This window comes from Tardiphaga sp., from assembly GCF_028290495.1.
Lineage (GTDB): Bacteria > Pseudomonadota > Alphaproteobacteria > Rhizobiales > Xanthobacteraceae > Tardiphaga.
In genome coordinates this window covers 1-17027 of the sequence record NZ_JAQGJT010000008.1, presented here as the reverse complement: position 1 = coordinate 17027, position 17027 = coordinate 1, and the positions used below count along the sequence as shown (strand labels likewise).

Below are 17027 nucleotides of genomic sequence, written 5' to 3'. Positions count from 1 at the left end.
CAAAGGCTGGCGAAGCAACGCCGTCTCCGACCGACAAAAGGCGAGCGCCAGCGACGCCATCTTAGGGCGACAAGTCAGGCCGCCGCCGCCAGCATCTTCTGGACCTCGTTAACGAGGTCGCGGAGGTGGATCGGCTTGGACAGCACCTTGGCGTGCTTGGGGGCGGACGAATCCGGGTTGAGGGCGACCGCGGCAAAGCCGGTGATGAACATGATCTTGATGTCGGGGTCGAGTTCGCTGGCGCGGCGCGCCAGTTCGATACCGTCCATCTCGGGCATCACGATGTCCGTCAGAAGCATTTCAAACGGCTCTTCGCGCAGTCTCTGATAGGCGGAAAGCCCGTTATCATGAGACGAAACTTGGAAACCGGCGTTTTCCAGGGCCTTGACCAGGAAGCGGCGCATGTCGTTGTCATCTTCGGCGAGGAGGATCTTGTGCATGGCTGTTGGACGTCGAACCCGAATGAGAGGACCTGGGCCTCCACTAGGCCCTCGGTCTGGTAAATTTGGGGTGAAGGCGCAGGCCGCAAAAACCGTAATATTGTCCCAGGATGGTGCGCCAAATCGGCCTTCCCTGCAATGAGGGCGGTGCTTTGCGCCGGCCGCGGCCCTTCCGCAGGGTATTTTGCAGGGGATTTTACAGGTGTGGACGTTTTGTGCGGGACCACAATGAGTTCTCCCCCCGCGGCGGTTTTCTGGCAGACTGTGGCTATAAAACAGTGCTGCGACAGGGATGGCGCGCTTCGATGACCCCTTTTGATGGCGACCTGTCGCCTCCCTTCGACATCGTCGAGCCCGCCGAGTGGCGCGCCCCGATCATTTTCAATTCGCCGCATTCCGGCTCGGTCTATCCGCCAGAATTCCTCGATGCCTCGCGCATCGACGTGGTGGCGCTGCGCCGCTCGGAAGATTCGTTCATGGACGAATTGATTGCGGGCCTCAGCGCACGCGGCTTCCCGGTGGTGCGGGTGCACTTCCCGCGCTCTTATGTCGACGTCAACCGCGAGCCCTACGAGCTCGATCCGCGGATGTTCACCGGACGGCTGCCAAGCTTCGCCAATACCCGCTCGATGCGGGTCGCCGGCGGGCTCGGCACGATTCCGCGGGTGGTCGGCGATGGCCAGGAAATCTACCGCGAACGGCTCGAGGTCGATGACGCCCTCACCCGCATCGAGACGCTGTACAAGCCCTATCACCGCGCGCTGCGCCGGCTGATCAATCAGGCCCACCAGCGCTTCGGCACCGCGATCCTGATCGACTGCCACTCGATGCCGTCGATCGGCATCTCGCGCGAGGAGCCGCGCCGGCCGGACATCGTCGTCGGCGACCGCTACGGCACCAGTTGCGCCAGCATCCTTGCGGAGACGGTCGAGACGACGTTCGGCGGCCTCGGCTATTCGCTCGGTCGCAACAAGCCCTATGCCGGCGGCTTCATCACCGAGCATTACGGCAATCCCGCCAGCGGGCTGCATGCGGTGCAGATCGAGCTGAACCGCGCGATCTACATGGACGAGCGGCGACGCGAGCGCACCGCCCGGTTCGGCCAGATCGCCGCCGATTTCGCCGTGCTCGCCGACGCGCTGGCGCAATTGCCGCTGAGCGACCTCGGCCCGTTCCAGGCCGCGGCGGAGTAGCGCGGCGATCGGCGTCGTTCCGTCGGCGCGCAGTCCGATCAGCCGTCGTTGCGAGGAGCGACTTGTCCGCCGTAACTCGCGAGCGAAGGCGGAAGCGACGCTGCAATCCAGAATGCCGCTCACTTCAAGAGAACTGGATTGCTTCGTCGCAAGGGCTCCGCTTGATCAATGACAGGGCAAAGACTCGTGCCAGATGGCGCTGCCAATCAGAAGCCAAGGGCGCCAAATGTTGCCTTTTAGGTAGCATTGAACCGTAAAAATTCATCGGGATTTAGGTTTTCATACGCAATCTCGGAGTGCGTAAAGTCACAGCACAACCATGAAAGCAGGACAAATGAAACGCTATCTCTCAAGGTTCTGGTCCGATGAGTCGGGGGCAACGGCCATCGAATACGGCCTGATCGCCGCAGGAATTTCCCTGGTGATCATCGCCGCCGTCAACGGAATCGGGACCAGCCTGAACAGCAAGTTCGCCGACATCAACACTTCGCTGAAATAACGACTTCACCAACGGCACATCGCGCCGGTTCGCTGGTTCTCAGCCGGTGGGCGCCAATGCAGCACGCTCACCATCTCCTGCGGCTGTCCGGGAGACAGAGTCGATGCGCCCCATCTCAATGGTTAGCGGCAACTGCAGCCGCTATGGCGCACTAATCCCCGGAAACGGACTCCAAAAGAAAAAAGGGCCGCTTGCGTTGGCAAGCGGCCCAAGTCTAGGGAGGAAACGCCCAAGGAGGGCAGCGATAACGCAAAGCGCTACCGCACCGCAACAATATGCGGCCGCGACGCGAGAAGTGCAAGAGTTTTCGACGTTATACGCATGCAAAATTTGCATGGCGCCGGACTCCAATTGGCATGGTGTGCGCGATTTTTCACTGTCGTTTCAAAGACATGAAGAAATGACCGGAGTTTCCGCGTTTGTTACAAATGAACATATTTTCATTTCTATACGGAGTTCCTGATCGAGAGCGGCCCCATGCTGACGCCGTCGGCAACTGGATTCCGCCCCGCACGGCAGCCGGGATAATCGCCTGGGAGAACCGATCCGCAGATGCGGGCGGAGGTCACGCGCTGTATAGAAGCGGCGAGCCCGCGCCGGGCGCCGCATAAGGAACCTGCCGTGACGGTCATCGATTTCACAGCCTTCATCGGCCGCCTCGCCACCGCTTCCGGCGAGACCATCCTGCCGTTCTTCCGGACCGCGCTGAGCATCGACAACAAGAACAGCACCGATTTCGATCCGGTCACCGAGGCCGACCGCGCCGCCGAGGCCGTGATGCGCCGGATGATCAAGCAGAACTTCCCGCAACACGGCATCGTCGGCGAGGAATTCGGCAGCGAGCGCGAGGACGCGGAATACGTCTGGGTGCTGGATCCGATCGACGGCACCAAATCCTTCATCTCCGGCTTCCCGATCTGGGGCACGCTGATCGCGCTGCTGCACCGGGGCACACCGGTGTACGGCATGATGCACCAGCCCTATATCGGCGAGCGCTTCAGCGGCGACAGTGGCTCGGCGCGTTACCTCGGCCCGTCCGGCGACCGCAAGCTCGCGGTGCGGCGCTGCGCCTCGCTGCAGGAAGCGGTGATGTTCACCACCAGCCCGCGGCTGATGAACGACGCCGACCGCGACGCCTTCCACCGGGTCGAGAACGACGTGCGGCTGTCGCGCTACGGCGGCGATTGCTATTCCTACTGCATGCTCGCCGCGGGTCATCTCGATCTCGTCATCGAGACCGAACTCAAGCCCTATGATATTGCGGCCTTGATCCCGATCGTCACCGGCGCCGGCGGCATCGTCACGACCTGGGAAGGCAAGCCGGCGCAGGCCGGTGGCCGCATCGTCGCCGCCGGTGATCCGCGCGTCCACGAGGCGGCGCTGAAGCGACTCAACACCTAGCGCGAGTTCCCGCTCCGCTGTTTCCCGAATAGAGTCGCCCCGGGGACGCAACAAGGCTAAAACTGTCGGCACTGTCGGCAACGCCTCGGGCGCCGGTGACTGAGCCCCGTTGGACTACCGCCTTATTGCGCGAGCAGACTCATGGTGCCGACCGCTTATTTGCGAGAGCAAGCCGAGAAGTGCCGTCGCCTCGCTCGCGATGCGGGCGATCCGGCCACGCGCACGCGTCTCGAAGTGCTCGCCAGCGAATATGAAGCGCAGGCCAATTTCCAAGACGATCACGCCCCGGGCACGCAGCGTCGCATCGGTCCCTCCGCGGAGTGATTTCCGCGGCTTTTCCCCGTTTCGTCCGCTCGCGGACAAAAAGAATGTTAGCGACCTTCGAAGGTCGCTGCTGCCAAGGCCAAAAGACGTACCTTAGATGAAAGCCGGCCGGCGCAGGGTAAATGCGAGTTAAGAACGGTACCGGACCGACAAAACCCTGTTATGCTTCTTATATCAATAGGTTCCCGCGGAATGCGCTTTCGGAGCCTGTCCTCATCCCCTGCGGAAATACGGCCCGACCGACCGGGCGGGTAACCGCATTTGAATTCTCCCCAACTCGACCCCATGCGAAACCACCTGCTCGCAAGCTTGCCACGCGAGCAGTTCGCGCTACTTGCGCCGCATATGACCACAGTTACTTTACCGCAGAATCTGGTGCTGTCGGAGACCGGCGACGAAGTCGACCATATCTACTTTCCCCATAACGGCATGCTCTCGCTGCTTGCCGTGATGCGCGACGGCAAGGCGATCGAGACCGCCACCGTCGGCCGCGAAGGCACCGTCGGCGCGATGGCCGGTCTCAGGCTCTACATTTCGATGGTCCGCGTCGTCGTGCAATTGCCGATGACCACCAGCAGGATTTCATCGGCCAATTTCCGCAAGGCCGTCGCCACCAGCGAGCCGCTGCGCAACATGTGCATCCACTACAACGAAGTGCTGTTGACCCAGGCGCGCATCACCGCCGCCTGCAACGCGCTGCACGCGGTCGAGGCGCGGTTCGCGCGTTGGCTGCTGCAATCCGCCGACCGCGCCGAGAGCAACACGGTCGGGCTGACGCAAGAACTGATGGCGGAAATGCTCGGCGTCCGGCGCACCTCGGTGACCGAGGTGGCAGGCAAGCTGCAAGCCGCGGGCTCCATCAGCTACGCGCGCGGCGTCATCAGGATCATCGACCGTGCCGCGCTCGAGAGCTCGTCCTGCGAGTGCTATCAGACACTGATCGACCAGACCCGCAAGATCCCGCTCTAGCCGGACCGGCGCGGCGCCGCCTCCGCGCGCAGGTGCTCATAGAGCTGCTGTGCGGGGCGCGACAGTCCCTTGAAGCTGCGGACGCAGATTGCCAGGTGCCGACTGGCCCAAGCATCGCGAATCCGCACCATCCGGATCGGCATCGACCGCGCACAGCGCCTTGCCGCGACCTCCGGCACGATGGCGACCCCGACACCGGCCGCCACCATCTGGCACATCGCATCGAAATCACGCAGTTGCGCCCGAAAGCGCAGCCGCGCGCCGAGCTTCGCCGCATACTTGCCAATGTGGCTTTGCAGCGCCGTCGAATTAGTCAGTCCGACAAAGTCCTCATTGATCACTTCCTTAAAATCGATCTGGCGGCGGCCGGCGAAGGCGTTGCGCTGCGACGTCACCAGCATCAGGCGGTCCTCGCTGAATGAAAACCGTTCGAGCGTGTCCGGCAGCGTATGCTCGGCGGCAAATCCCAGATCGGCCACGCCGCTGGCGATCGCCTGCGCAATATCGGCGCTTTCGCGCTCCTCGACGGCCAGGCTGATGTTCGGATGCTCGCGCAGAAACGACGCCAGCGCCTTCGGCAGATGCTCGGAAAGCCCGACAGTGTTGGCGAGCACGAAGACCCTGGCTTTCAGGCCGCGGGCATAGGCGCCCATCTCGCCGCGCATGGTCTCGACGTCGTGCAGCACGATGCGGGCATGGCCGAGCAGCGCTTCGCCGGCCGCGGTGAGCAGGATGCCTCGCCGGCCGCGCGTCAGAAGCACAACGCCGAGCGTCGCTTCCAGCGCCTTGATCCGCGCGCTCGCCGAAGCCAGCGCCAGATTCGCCCGCGCCGCGCCATGCGTGATGCTGCTGGCCTCGGCAATCGCGACGAACAGCTGAAGATCGACCAGATCGAACCGCATCGGTGATCCCCTTGCCTTCGTCCATGCCGAAGGCTTACTCAAGAACCTCCAGATTGTGCCGCCCCGGACGATCGGTCAATGTCCGGCCATGCCTGATTCCCTCCTCATCCTGATCGCCGCAGCGTTTGCCCTCGCCGGCTTCGTCAAGGGCGTGATCGGCCTCGGCCTGCCGACGGTGTCGATGGGCCTGCTCGCGGTCGCCATGACGCCGGTGCAGGCGCTGACCCTCGTCATTATGCCGGCCGTCGTCACCAATATCTGGCAGACCTTCGCCGGCCCCTATCTGCGCGACATCTTCAGGCGACTGTGGCCTTTGATGCTCGGCACCGCGATCGCGATCTGGCTCGGCGGCGGGCTGATGACCGGCCAGTTCGCGCATTATGCGCCGGTGGTGCTTGGCATCCTGCTGGTGGCCTACGCACTCGTCAGCCTCGGGAAACTCCAGTTCACCGTCACCCCCGCCCATGAAAAATGGGTCGGCGGCGTTGTCGGCGTGATCACCGGCACGATCGCCGCCGCCACCGGCATCCAGGTGATTCCGTCAATGCCCTTCATGCAATCGATCGGCATGCAGAAGAACGAGCTGGTGCAGGCGCTCGGCATGTACTTCACGGTGGCCACTGCGGCGCAGGCGTTCAACCTGACCAGCGCCGGGTTGCTCAACGCCTCCACCGCGCTGCCCGGCGTGATTGGAATGGTCGCGGCCTTTGCCGGCATGTTCATCGGCCAGGCGGCGCGCGACCGGATGCAGCCGGAAGCCTTCCGCCGCTGGTTCCTGATCGCCATGCTGCTGCTCGGGATCTACCTCACCGGCAACGGCATCCACGCCATTCTGAAATAGCTTTTATCGCGCCTGCATCATCGCGACGCGGACACCGAGCGTCACGAACATCGCGCCGAGCGCGCGGTTCAGCCATAGCAGCGCACGGCCGGACTGCCGGATGCGACCGGCGGCCTTCGCCGCGAACGCCGCCATGCCCAAATTCCACGCCGTGCCGGTCGCGATGAAGATCAGCCCGAGCACGATGAAGGCGAGCGCCTTGCCGGCCGCGTCGGCATCGACGAATTGCGGCAGGAAGGCGAGGAAGAACAAAGCCACCTTCGGGTTCAGCGCATTGGTCAGTGCGCCCTGCCAGAACACCTGCCGCAGCGACATTGCCCGCGGCGCGATGCCGGCGTCAGTCGCCGTTGCGGGCGCCCGTGCCAGCAGCATGCGGATGCCGGCATAGACCAGATAGGCCGCGCCGATCCACTTCACTGCGGTGAAGGCCATCGATGACGCCGCCAGCAACGCCGACAGACCGATCGCTGCGGCAAACACGTGCACCAGGCACCCCGTACTGATCCCCAGCGCCGCCGCCACCCCGCCGCGCCAGCCGATCTGCACGCTACGCCCGACGATATAGGCGGTGTCCGGTCCCGGCGTGATGTTGAGCATCAGGCAGGACAGAACGAACAGCCAGAGCGAGTGAATGCCGAGCATGATTTCAGGCCTCTCCGTTGTGGAGCGTGTTGCACCGTCGACGGCAGTGGGTGTGTTGCCGTCGTATCAACCTACTTGAACGCCGCCATGCCCGGCACGAAGGCGTCGAACGCCGCCCAGAACTGGCTGCGGTAGCGGTCCTGCTCCTGCAGGATCTCGTGGCGCGCGCCCGGAATCACCAGATGCGCGCCGCCGCGCAGATGATAGGCGAATTCCTCGATCGCCGGGGTCGACACCACGGTGTCGGCACTGGCCGCCATCATCAGAATCGGCTGCCGGATGCGTGCCGGATAGTCCGCCGCCCGAAAGGCATGCATCGCGGTGAAGGCGGTATCGGCCCAGGCCACCGTCGGCGCGGCGATGCCGAGCGTCGGGTCTTCGTCATAGATCGCGGCGTTGCGGGCATAGCGCAGTGCATCCGAGGTGAGCTGGTTGCCGTTGAACGGCGTGCTGCCGACCAGCGCCGAGCTGCCGCCCGGCACGTAATTGCCACCCTGCCCGGTCAGCCGCATCACGCGCAGCAGCGCGCGCGCGGGAAACGAGGTCCGCTTGCCCGGCAGGTCGATCATCGGCGCCGACAGCACGATGCGGTCGAACCAGCGCTTGCCGGCATGCGCGACGCGCAGTATCACCGCGCCGCCCATAGAATGCGCCAGCGCGAAATACGGCGGCGGGCAATCCGGCAGCACGATCTGCTGCACAAAGGTTTCCACATCGATCTCGAAGTCGCGGAAGTCGCGGACATAGCCCTTGCGGAAATCACGCAAGGCCCGCGACGAGTGGCCCTGGCCGCGCCAGTCGATCATCGCCACCGCGAAGCCGCGTTCGCGCAGGTCGCGCACCGTCTCGAAATACTTCTCGATGCACTCGCCGCGCCCGGCAAAGACGCAGACCGTGCCGCGGCGCCCGGCCGGCGGCACCCAGCGCGCGAACCGCAGATCGACGCCGTCCGGCGTCTTGATCATGCCTGACACGACGCCGTCGGGGACGGGATTGGCGGGGATCGAGACAAGCGTCATGGCGGGAACCGGCTGGGTGAAATCGGCGGGAATTCAAGGGCGGACGCGCAAAATAGGATTCGTCGCGACCCTCTTGCAGGCCGTTCTCCCCCTCCCATATCACCTTCGTGCAGGCCTGATCTAGGCTGCACGAAATCGCCCGGCCCGATGGCGGGCGGGTTCATTCAACAGTCGCTCAATGGAGGACTACCCATGCGTACCTACGATCTCACCCCGTTTTATCGTTCCACCGTCGGCTTCGATCGCCTGTTCTCGTTGCTCGACCAGTCGGGTCGCGCTTCGGACAACAGCGCGCCGGGCTATCCGCCCTATAATATCGAGCGTACCGGCGAGAACGACTACCGCATCAGCGTCGCCGTCTCCGGCTTTGCCGCCAACGAGCTCTCCATTGTCGCCAAGGAAAACACCCTGACGATCAAGGGCGAAAAGGCCGCCAACGAGAACGCCGCGCCGCAGGCCGAGGTGCTGTACCGCGGCATCGCCGCCCGCGCCTTCGAGCGCGCTTTCCAGCTCGCCGACTTCGTGCAGGTGAAGAACGCCTCGCTCGAGAACGGCCTGCTCCACGTCGATCTCGTCCGCGAGATCCCGGAAGCCAAGAAGCCGCGCAGCATTCCGATCAGCACCGTGAGCGCCGTCTCCGCGCCGCAGGTGGTGGACGGTGCGGCCGAGAAGGTCGCCGCATAAGCGAATAGCTGTTTGTTGAAGTTGCGTACCGCGTCAAAGCGCCCCGGGAAACCGGGGCGCTTTTTTTTGTTTTACACGGCGCAAGCCACCCTCTCCGCGTCGCCCTCGCGAAAGCGGGACGACGCGCGGAGAGGCCGTTACCTGGTCACTCGATTACTCAACGCCCTGCACCGGCGGCGCGGCAGGCGCTGCAACGGCGGGCGTCTCGGGCTTGGCCTCGACCGGCGGGGCGGCGACGGTGGGCGCCGCAGCGGCGGGTGTTTCAGGTGCAACAGCCGGTGGCGGCGCGGGGGTCATCGGGATGACGCGGACCTCGTCCGGCTTCGGCGCCACCACGGCCTGTTGCTCGACCGGGGTTGCGGCGGGAGCCGGCGGCGTCACGGCCACCGGAACGGACGGCGCAACCGGCTTGGCCGGTGTCGCGACCGCGCGTGGCGGCGACTTCTTGGGCAGCGGCACCGCTGTACGGCTGGCAACCCGGGGCGCAGCGGAGGGCGATTGCGGCGCACGGCGGTATTGCGGCAGTTCGGGCATCGGACCAGTCGGCCCGTAGATCGACGCTGTCTCCTCGCCCATCCGATCGCGCATCCGCCAGGCCGGCATGAAGCGCATGATGCGGCCGCTGCGGGCGTCGACCACCAGCCGGCCATCCTCGCCGTCGATATTGATCGCCGACAGCGTGTAGACCAGCCCGCGCTGCTGCGGCACGCCGAGCGGCTGGAAGCCCATTTCGCGCGCGATCGCGAAAATCTCCCGCGGCGGCAGCACCGACAACGCATAACGCGGCGGGCCATAGCGCGACGGCCCGTATCCCGGCGGCAGCGCGGCGTAGGGCCCGCCGACATCGGACATCGGGACCATCGCCGGCCCGTCCAGCCGGTACGGCGTCAATACCTGCGCCTCGGCGGCCGTCGTGACCAGCACGCCGGCGGTCGCCACCCAACCTATGAATAACTTCATCGCAAACTCCTTTGACGCCCCCGCGCCCGAGCGCCGCTCACCCCCTGAGCGCGCCCGCCTGGCCCGATCGGCGCCAAAACTTTCGGTACCCGATCGAACGCGCCGCAAGCTGTGCGCTGAATTGGGCCGCCATACGGCCGACCTCGGGCGACGCTTGGACCGTGCGTAGGCGGGATCACGGCACCGTCGGCGTAATCAGGCGCGGAAACGGCCCGATTTACCGATGCGAGACGGGATGCCAGCACAGACTCGCGCGCGCTTGTATGATAGAAAAAAATTTGGCAAGGTCAGAGTTACGACAGCACTGCTGTCGCAATTTAAGGCAATCCCGGCACAGGGTTTGCAACATATACGGGCGGATGACGGTGCCCGGGACGACAGTGCGCGAGGTGGCCGCCGGGGACGATGGGCACCACCGCCTGAATTCTTGAAATCGAGGCTCGCGGCGCGAGCGGTGGCCCGCAGGGTTCCGCGACCGCCAAAGTGCGCCAACGGGGATGAAAGAACCCTTCGGGGTTGAGAGGACGAAGATGAGCGGGTCAGAGCACGAGCGCCAGATGATCGAAACCGACGCGCTGTCGGCGGACCCGGCGATCAAAACCACCGATTATCCCATCGAATTGCACACCTGGCGGCCGCCGGCCGAAGGCCTGTACGATCCGTCACGAGAAAAGGACGCCTGCGGCGTCGGCTTCATTGCCAACATCAAAGGTAAGAAGTCGCACCAGATCGTCGCCGACGCGATCAGCATCCTGTGCAACCTTGAGCACCGCGGCGCCACGGGCGCCGATCCGCGCTTCGGCGACGGCGCGGGCATTCTGGTGCAGATTCCGCACGCCTTCTTTTCCCGCAAGGCCGGCGAGCTGGGCTTCACGCTGCCCGAACCCGGCGAATACGCCGTCGGCGCCCTTTTCATGCCGCGCGACACCGCCTGGCGTCAGGTCATCAAGGGCATCATCGCCGACCAGATCAAGGCCGAGGGCCTCACCCTGCTCGGCTGGCGCGTGGTTCCGACCGACAATGCCTCGCTCGGCGAAAGCGTGAAGCCGACCGAACCCTCCAACATGCAGGTGTTCATCGGCCGTGGCACCGCGCCGATCGCCAACGAGGACGAATTCGAGCGCCGGCTGTACATCCTGCGCAAGTCGATCTCACAGGCCATCTTCCAGCGCCGCGACCGCGGCCTTGCCGGCTACTACGCCTGCTCGCTGTCGTGCCGCACGGTGATCTACAAGGGCATGTTCCTCGCCGACCAGCTCGGCAGCTACTATGCCGACCTGCACGAGGAGGATTTCGAGAGCGCGCTGGCGCTGGTGCATCAGCGCTTCTCGACCAACACCTTCCCGACCTGGTCGCTGGCGCATCCGTTCCGCATGGTCGCGCATAACGGCGAGATCAACACGCTGCGCGGCAACACCAACTGGATGGCAGCGCGCCAGGCTTCGATCCACTCCAAGCTGTACGGCAAGGATATCAGCCGCCTGTGGCCGATCTCCTATGAAGGCCAGTCCGACACTGCCTGCTTCGACAACGGTCTCGAATTCCTGGTGCAGGGCGGCTACTCGCTGCCGCATGCCGTGATGATGATGATTCCGGAAGCCTGGGCCGGCAATCCCCTGATGGATGAGCAGCGCCGCGCATTCTACGAATATCATGCCGCGATCATGGAGCCGTGGGACGGCCCGGCCGCACTCGCCTTCACCGACGGCCGCCAGATCGGCGCGACGCTGGATCGCAACGGCCTGCGCCCGGCGCGCTATCTCGTCACCAAGGACGACCGCATCGTGATGGCGTCCGAAATGGGCGTGCTGAAGATTCCGGAAGAAGACATCATCACCAAGTGGCGCCTGCAGCCGGGCAAGATGCTGCTGGTCGATCTCGAACAGGGTCGCCTGATCCCGGACGACGAGATCAAGGCCACGCTGGCCTCCAGCCATCCGTATCGCGAGTGGCTGAACAAGACCCAGATCGTGCTCGAAGAACTGCCCGACGCGCCTGCCAAGGGCATGCGCTCGAACCTGCCGCTGCTCGATCGGCAGCAGGCGTTCGGCTACACCCAGGAAGACGTCTCGATCCTGATGACGCCGATGGCGTCGATGGGCGAAGAAGCCTCGGGCTCGATGGGCAACGACGCGCCGATCTCGGCTCTGTCCGACAAGCCGAAGCCGCTGTTCACCTATTTCAAGCAGAACTTCGCGCAGGTGACGAACCCGCCGATCGATCCGATCCGCGAAGAGCTGGTGATGAGCCTGGTCTCGATCATCGGACCGCGGCCGAACCTGTTCGACCTGAAGGGCGGCACCGCCGGCACCCAGCGGCTTGAAGTTCGCCAGCCGATCCTCACCGACGCCGATCTCGAAAAGATCCGCTCGATCTCCGACGTCGCGGAATCGCACTTCGTGTCGCGGACGCTCGACACCACCTTCCACGCCGGATTCGGCGCCTCGGGCCTCGAACAGGTGCTCGATGAGCTCTGCGCGCGCGCCGAAGCCGCCGTCCGCGAAGGCGTCAACATCATCATCCTGTCCGACCGCATGGCCGGCTCAGACCGGATTCCGATCCCGTCGCTGCTGGCCTGCGCCGCCGTGCATCATCATCTGATCCGCACCGGCCTGCGCACCTCGGTCGGCCTCGTCGTCGAGTCCGGCGAACCGCGCGAAGTGCATCACTTCGCCTGCCTCGCCGGCTACGGCGCCGAAGCGATCAACCCCTACCTCGCCTTCGAATCCATCGTCGCGATGAAGGACAAACTGCCGGCCGCGCTTGAGGACTACGAACTGGTCAAGCGCTACATCAAGTCGATCGGCAAGGGCCTGCTCAAGGTGATGTCGAAGATGGGCATCTCGACCTACCAGTCCTATTGCGGCGCGCAGATCTTCGATGCTGTCGGCCTCAAGGCGGAGTTCGTCGCCAAGTATTTCGTCGGCACCCACACCCAGATCGAGGGCGTCGGCCTGCCGGAGATCGCGGAAGAGACCGTGCGTCGCCACACCGAAGCGTTCGGCGACATCCAAATCTACAAGAACTCGCTCGATGTCGGCGGCGAATACGCCTACCGCACCCGCGGCGAGGACCACGCCTGGACCGCGGAATCGGTCTCGACGCTGCAGCACGCCGCACGCGGCAACTCGCTGGAGCGCTATCGTGCGTTTGCCAAGATCCTCAACGAGCAGTCCGAGCGCCTCCTGACGCTGCGCGGCCTGTTCAAGCTGAAGACCGCCGAAGACGAGAAGCGCAAGCCGGTGCCGCTGGAGGAAGTCGAATCCGCCGCTGACATCGTCAAGCGTTTCGCCACGGGGGCGATGTCCTACGGCTCGATCTCGCGCGAGGCACACACCACGCTGGCGATCGCCATGAACCGGATCGGCGGCAAGTCGAACACCGGCGAAGGCGGCGAGGAGTCGGATCGCTACAAGCCGATGGCGAACGGCGACTCGATGCGTTCGGCGATCAAGCAGGTCGCTTCGGGCCGGTTCGGCGTCACCACGGAATACCTCGTCAATTCCGACATGATGCAGATCAAGATGGCGCAGGGCGCCAAGCCCGGCGAAGGCGGCCAGTTGCCCGGCCACAAGGTCGATGCGACCATCGCGGCCGTGCGCCACTCCACGCCCGGCGTCGGCCTGATCTCGCCGCCGCCGCATCACGACATCTATTCGATCGAAGACATCGCGCAGCTGATCTATGACCTCAAGAACGTCAATCCGACGGGCCAGGTCTCGGTCAAGCTGGTGTCGGAAATCGGCGTCGGCACGGTTGCGGCCGGCGTCGCCAAGGCGCGCGCCGACCATGTCACCATCGCCGGCTTCGAAGGCGGCACCGGCGCGTCTCCGCTGACCTCGATCAAGCACGCAGGTTCGCCGTGGGAAATCGGCCTCGCCGAAACCCACCAGACGCTGGTGCGCGAGCGGCTGCGCAGCCGCATCGTCGTGCAGGTCGATGGCGGCTTCCGCACCGGCCGCGACGTCGTGATCGGCGCCCTGCTCGGCGCTGACGAGTTCGGCTTCGCCACCGCGCCCTTGATCGCAGCGGGCTGCATCATGATGCGCAAGTGCCATCTCAACACCTGCCCGGTCGGCGTCGCGACGCAGGACCCCGTGCTGCGCAAGCGCTTCACCGGCCAGCCCGAGCACGTCATCAACTACTTCTTCTTCGTCGCCGAGGAAGTCCGCGAGATCATGGCTACGCTCGGCTATCGCAATTTCAACGAGATGGTCGGCCAGACCCAGATGATCGACCAGTCGACACTGGTGACGCACTGGAAGGCCAAGGGCCTCGACTTCTCGAAGCTGTTCGTGAAGCAGAAGGCGCTGCCCGGCCAGAAGATCTATCACTCGGAGTTGCAGGATCATCACCTCGAAGCGATCCTCGACCGCCAGCTGATCGCGCAGGCGCAGCCGGCCATCGACCGCGGCGCGCCGGTGAAGATCGACATCGAGATCAACAACACCAACCGTTCGACCGGCGCGATGCTGTCCGGCACGGTCGCCAAGATCTACGGCAATGCTGGTCTGCCGGACGACACCATCAAGGTGTCGCTGAAGGGCACTGCGGGCCAGGCCTTCGGCGCGTGGCTCTGCAAGGGCATCACCTTCGATCTCGAAGGCGAAGGTAACGACTATGTCGGCAAGGGCCTGTCGGGCGGCAAGATCATCGTCCGGCCGCCGGCGCATTCCGGCATCGTGCCGGAAGAGTCGATCATCGTCGGCAACACCGTGATGTACGGCGCGATCGAGGGCGAATGCTACTTCCGCGGCGTCGCCGGTGAACGCTTCGCCGTGCGCAACTCCGGCGCGGTGGCCGTGGTCGAAGGCGCCGGCGACCATTGCTGCGAATACATGACCGGCGGCATCGTGGTGGTGCTCGGCAAGACCGGACGCAACTTCGCGGCTGGCATGTCGGGCGGCGTCGCTTATGTGCTCGACGAAGACGGCGGTTTCCCGAAACTGTGCAACATGGCGATGGTCGAACTGGAGCCGGTGCTCTCCGAGGAGATGATCGCCGAGAACAGCTTCCACCAGTCCGGCGATTTGGAAGCGCATGGCAAGGTCGACGTGTTCGCCGACCTGCTGGCCTCCGACGTCGAGCGGCTGCACGTGCTGATCTCGCGCCACGCCAAATATGCCGGTTCGGCCAAGGCGGCGATGATCCTCGCCGACTGGAAGACCTGGCTGCCCAAGTTCCGCAAGGTGATGCCGGTGGAATACCGCCGCGCGCTGACCGAAATGAAGGCCAATGCCGACGCCGAACCGAAAATTGCGATTGGGGCGTAACTACACGGTCCTCATGGTGAGGAGGCGCACTTGCGCCGTCTCGAACCATGAGGTGACATGAACTCACTCCTTCGAGACGCGGCGAAGACGCCGCTCCTCAGGATGAGGACTGAGTTTGGATTTGGGACTTAAGGTTCGGGACGTTAGCTTTCATGGGCAAGATCACAGGTTTTCTCGAGATCGATCGTCACGATCGCAAGTACGCGCCGGTGTCGGAGCGCCTCAAGGGCTATGGCGAATTCGTCATTCCGCTGAGTGAGAAGGACACCAAGGACCAGGCCGCGCGCTGCATGAATTGCGGCATCCCCAATTGCCACGGCACCGGCTCGGTAGAGCCCGGCACGCCGGGCTGCCCGGTCAACAACCAGATCCCGGACTGGAACGACCTCGTCTACAACGGCAACTGGGAAGAGGCCTCGCGCAACCTGCACTCGACCAACAATTTCCCCGAGATCACCGGCCGCATCTGCCCGGCGCCGTGCGAGGCGTCGTGCACGCTGAACATCGACGACAACCCGGTGACCATCAAGACCATCGAATGCGCCATCGTCGATCGCGCCTGGCAGAACGGCTGGCTGAAGCCGGAGATCGCGGCCGTCAAGACTGGCAAGAAGATCGCCGTAGTCGGCTCCGGCCCGGCGGGCATGGCTTGTGCGCAGCAACTGGCGCGCGCCGGCCATGACGTCCACGTCTACGAGAAGTTCGCCAAGGCCGGCGGCTTGATGCGCTACGGCATTCCCGACTTCAAGATGGAAAAGCACGTCATCGACCGCCGCGTGGCGCAGATGGAAGCCGAAGGCGTCACCTTCCACTACAACTCCCCGGTTGGCGGCACGGAACCCGGCGCGGTCGATCCCGCCGAACTCATGAAGACCTACGACGCGGTCGCCCTGACCGGCGGCGCCGAGGCCGGCCGCGACCTGCCGATCACCGGCCGCGAACTGTCGGGCATCCACTTCGCAATGGACTTCCTGCCGCAACAAAATCGCCGCGTCTCCGACGAGCCGCAGGACGGCCGTCCGGAAATCCTCGCCACCGGCAAGCATGTCGTGGTGATCGGCGGCGGCGACACCGGCTCGGACTGCATCGGCACCTCGTTCCGCCAGGGCGCGCTGTCGGTGACGCAGCTCGAAATCATGCCGGCGCCGCCCGAGCATGAGGACAAGGCCATGACCTGGCCGAACTGGCCGCTGAAGATGCGGACTTCGTCGAGCCAGGCCGAAGGCGCGCGTCGCGAATTCGCCGTGCTGACGCAGACCTTCACCGGCGAAGACGGCAAGGTGAAGAAGCTGAACTGCGTGCAGGTCGACGACAAGTTCAAGCCGATCCCGGGCAGCGAATTCGAACTGCAGGCCGATCTGGTTCTGCTGGCGATGGGCTTCGTGCATCCCGTCCATGACGGCATGCTGAAGACGCTCGGCGTCGATCTCGATCCGCGCGGAAACGTTCGCGCTGCGCTGACCGACTTCCAGACCTCGCTGCCCAAGGTGTTCGCCGCCGGCGACATGCGCCGCGGCCAGTCGCTGGTGGTCTGGGCAATCCGCGAAGGCCGCCTCTGCGCCCGTTCGATCGATCAGTTTTTGATGGGGACGACGAACCTGCCGAGGTGAAGTCGGTAAGGAAAACTACGCCACCTCAGCCTCTTCGGACGGCTCACTGATTGAGCGACTAGTTCGCAGCTTGCGACCGATATCTCTTCTCACATTTTGTAGAGAGTCAGATAAATTGTCCGCTGCCATGCTAAGGCTCTCGGGAGACGACGCCGTGTCGAGTGCCTTTTGATCCCACTCCTTATTTAGTTGTTTGGCCAGAGCGAAGACAACGGTCCGACCAATTCGGAGAATTAGTGTACGCTCCGAATGTTGCTTCGCAAGTAGCCG

14 protein-coding genes are annotated in these 17027 nt (G+C 64.4%); 9 read left to right on the top strand and 5 right to left on the bottom strand.

Annotation, left to right across the window (positions count from 1 at the left end):
• Window positions 1-74: 74 nt before the first annotated feature.
• Window positions 75-440 carry a cell cycle two-component system response regulator CpdR gene (gene cpdR, locus JWQ24_RS00910; protein ID WP_299803216.1) on the bottom strand — a complete coding sequence of 122 codons (366 nt, stop codon included), beginning with the start codon at window positions 438-440 and terminating at the stop codon, window positions 75-77.
• A 305-nt stretch (window positions 441-745) separates the two neighbouring features.
• On the opposite strand from cpdR, the gene JWQ24_RS00905 reads away from it, so the two are divergent.
• The 5 genes from JWQ24_RS00905 to JWQ24_RS00885 all read left to right on the top strand — a co-directional run bounded on the left by JWQ24_RS00905 (window position 746) and on the right by JWQ24_RS00885 (window position 4826).
• Window positions 746-1633, top strand: a complete 888-nt coding sequence (locus JWQ24_RS00905; protein ID WP_299803214.1) for an N-formylglutamate amidohydrolase — start codon at window positions 746-748, stop codon at window positions 1631-1633.
• A 334-nt stretch (window positions 1634-1967) separates the two neighbouring features.
• On the top strand, window positions 1968-2132 hold the full coding sequence (locus JWQ24_RS00900; protein WP_299803212.1) for a Flp family type IVb pilin: 165 nt from the start codon (window positions 1968-1970) through the stop codon (window positions 2130-2132).
• 621 nt (window positions 2133-2753) lie between these two features.
• Entirely contained in the window at window positions 2754-3533 is a 780-nt protein-coding gene (gene hisN, locus JWQ24_RS00895; protein ID WP_299803209.1) for a histidinol-phosphatase, read from the top strand.
• Window positions 3534-3674: 141 nt separating this feature from the next.
• A complete protein-coding gene (locus JWQ24_RS00890) occupies window positions 3675-3857 on the top strand; it encodes a hypothetical protein (RefSeq protein ID WP_299803207.1) in 183 nt (60 codons plus the stop codon).
• A gap of 345 nt (window positions 3858-4202) precedes the next feature.
• The gene (locus tag JWQ24_RS00885) at window positions 4203-4826 is read left to right on the top strand and encodes a Crp/Fnr family transcriptional regulator (protein WP_299803205.1); all 624 of its coding nucleotides are present in this window, start codon (window positions 4203-4205) and stop codon (window positions 4824-4826) included.
• Here the strand turns inward: JWQ24_RS00885 and JWQ24_RS00880 are convergent.
• On the bottom strand, window positions 4823-5728 hold the full coding sequence (locus tag JWQ24_RS00880; protein WP_299803203.1) for a LysR substrate-binding domain-containing protein: 906 nt from the start codon (window positions 5726-5728) through the stop codon (window positions 4823-4825). The two genes, JWQ24_RS00885 and JWQ24_RS00880, sit on opposite strands and share 4 nt — an antisense overlap.
• A gap of 88 nt (window positions 5729-5816) precedes the next feature.
• Here JWQ24_RS00880 and JWQ24_RS00875 point away from each other — a divergent pair, with 88 nt between their 5' ends.
• Complete coding sequence (locus JWQ24_RS00875; protein WP_299803201.1) at window positions 5817-6569, top strand: sulfite exporter TauE/SafE family protein; 753 nt, start codon at window positions 5817-5819, stop codon at window positions 6567-6569.
• Window positions 6570-6572: 3 nt separating this feature from the next.
• On the opposite strand, the gene JWQ24_RS00870 is transcribed toward JWQ24_RS00875, so the two are convergent.
• Window positions 6573-7211 carry a LysE family translocator gene (locus tag JWQ24_RS00870; protein ID WP_299803199.1) on the bottom strand — a complete coding sequence of 213 codons (639 nt, stop codon included), beginning with the start codon at window positions 7209-7211 and terminating at the stop codon, window positions 6573-6575.
• A gap of 71 nt (window positions 7212-7282) precedes the next feature.
• On the bottom strand, window positions 7283-8230 hold the full coding sequence (locus JWQ24_RS00865; RefSeq protein WP_299803197.1) for an alpha/beta hydrolase: 948 nt from the start codon (window positions 8228-8230) through the stop codon (window positions 7283-7285).
• Between the two features lie 192 nt (window positions 8231-8422).
• Here JWQ24_RS00865 and JWQ24_RS00860 point away from each other — a divergent pair, with 192 nt between their 5' ends.
• Window positions 8423-8914, top strand: a complete 492-nt coding sequence (locus JWQ24_RS00860; protein ID WP_299803194.1) for an Hsp20 family protein — start codon at window positions 8423-8425, stop codon at window positions 8912-8914.
• Between the two features lie 153 nt (window positions 8915-9067).
• Here the strand turns inward: JWQ24_RS00860 and JWQ24_RS00855 are convergent, their stop codons facing one another.
• On the bottom strand, window positions 9068-9874 hold the full coding sequence (locus tag JWQ24_RS00855) for a hypothetical protein (protein WP_299803192.1): 807 nt from the start codon (window positions 9872-9874) through the stop codon (window positions 9068-9070).
• Window positions 9875-10404: 530 nt separating this feature from the next.
• Between JWQ24_RS00855 and gltB the strand changes: the two genes are divergently transcribed.
• Window positions 10405-15147, top strand: a complete 4743-nt coding sequence (gltB, locus tag JWQ24_RS00850) for a glutamate synthase large subunit (protein WP_299803190.1) — start codon at window positions 10405-10407, stop codon at window positions 15145-15147.
• Between the two features lie 152 nt (window positions 15148-15299).
• Window positions 15300-16757: a glutamate synthase subunit beta gene (locus JWQ24_RS00845; RefSeq protein ID WP_299803189.1), complete on the top strand. Its 1458-nt coding sequence runs from the start codon at window positions 15300-15302 to the stop codon at window positions 16755-16757.
• Window positions 16758-17027: the final 270 nt, after the last annotated feature.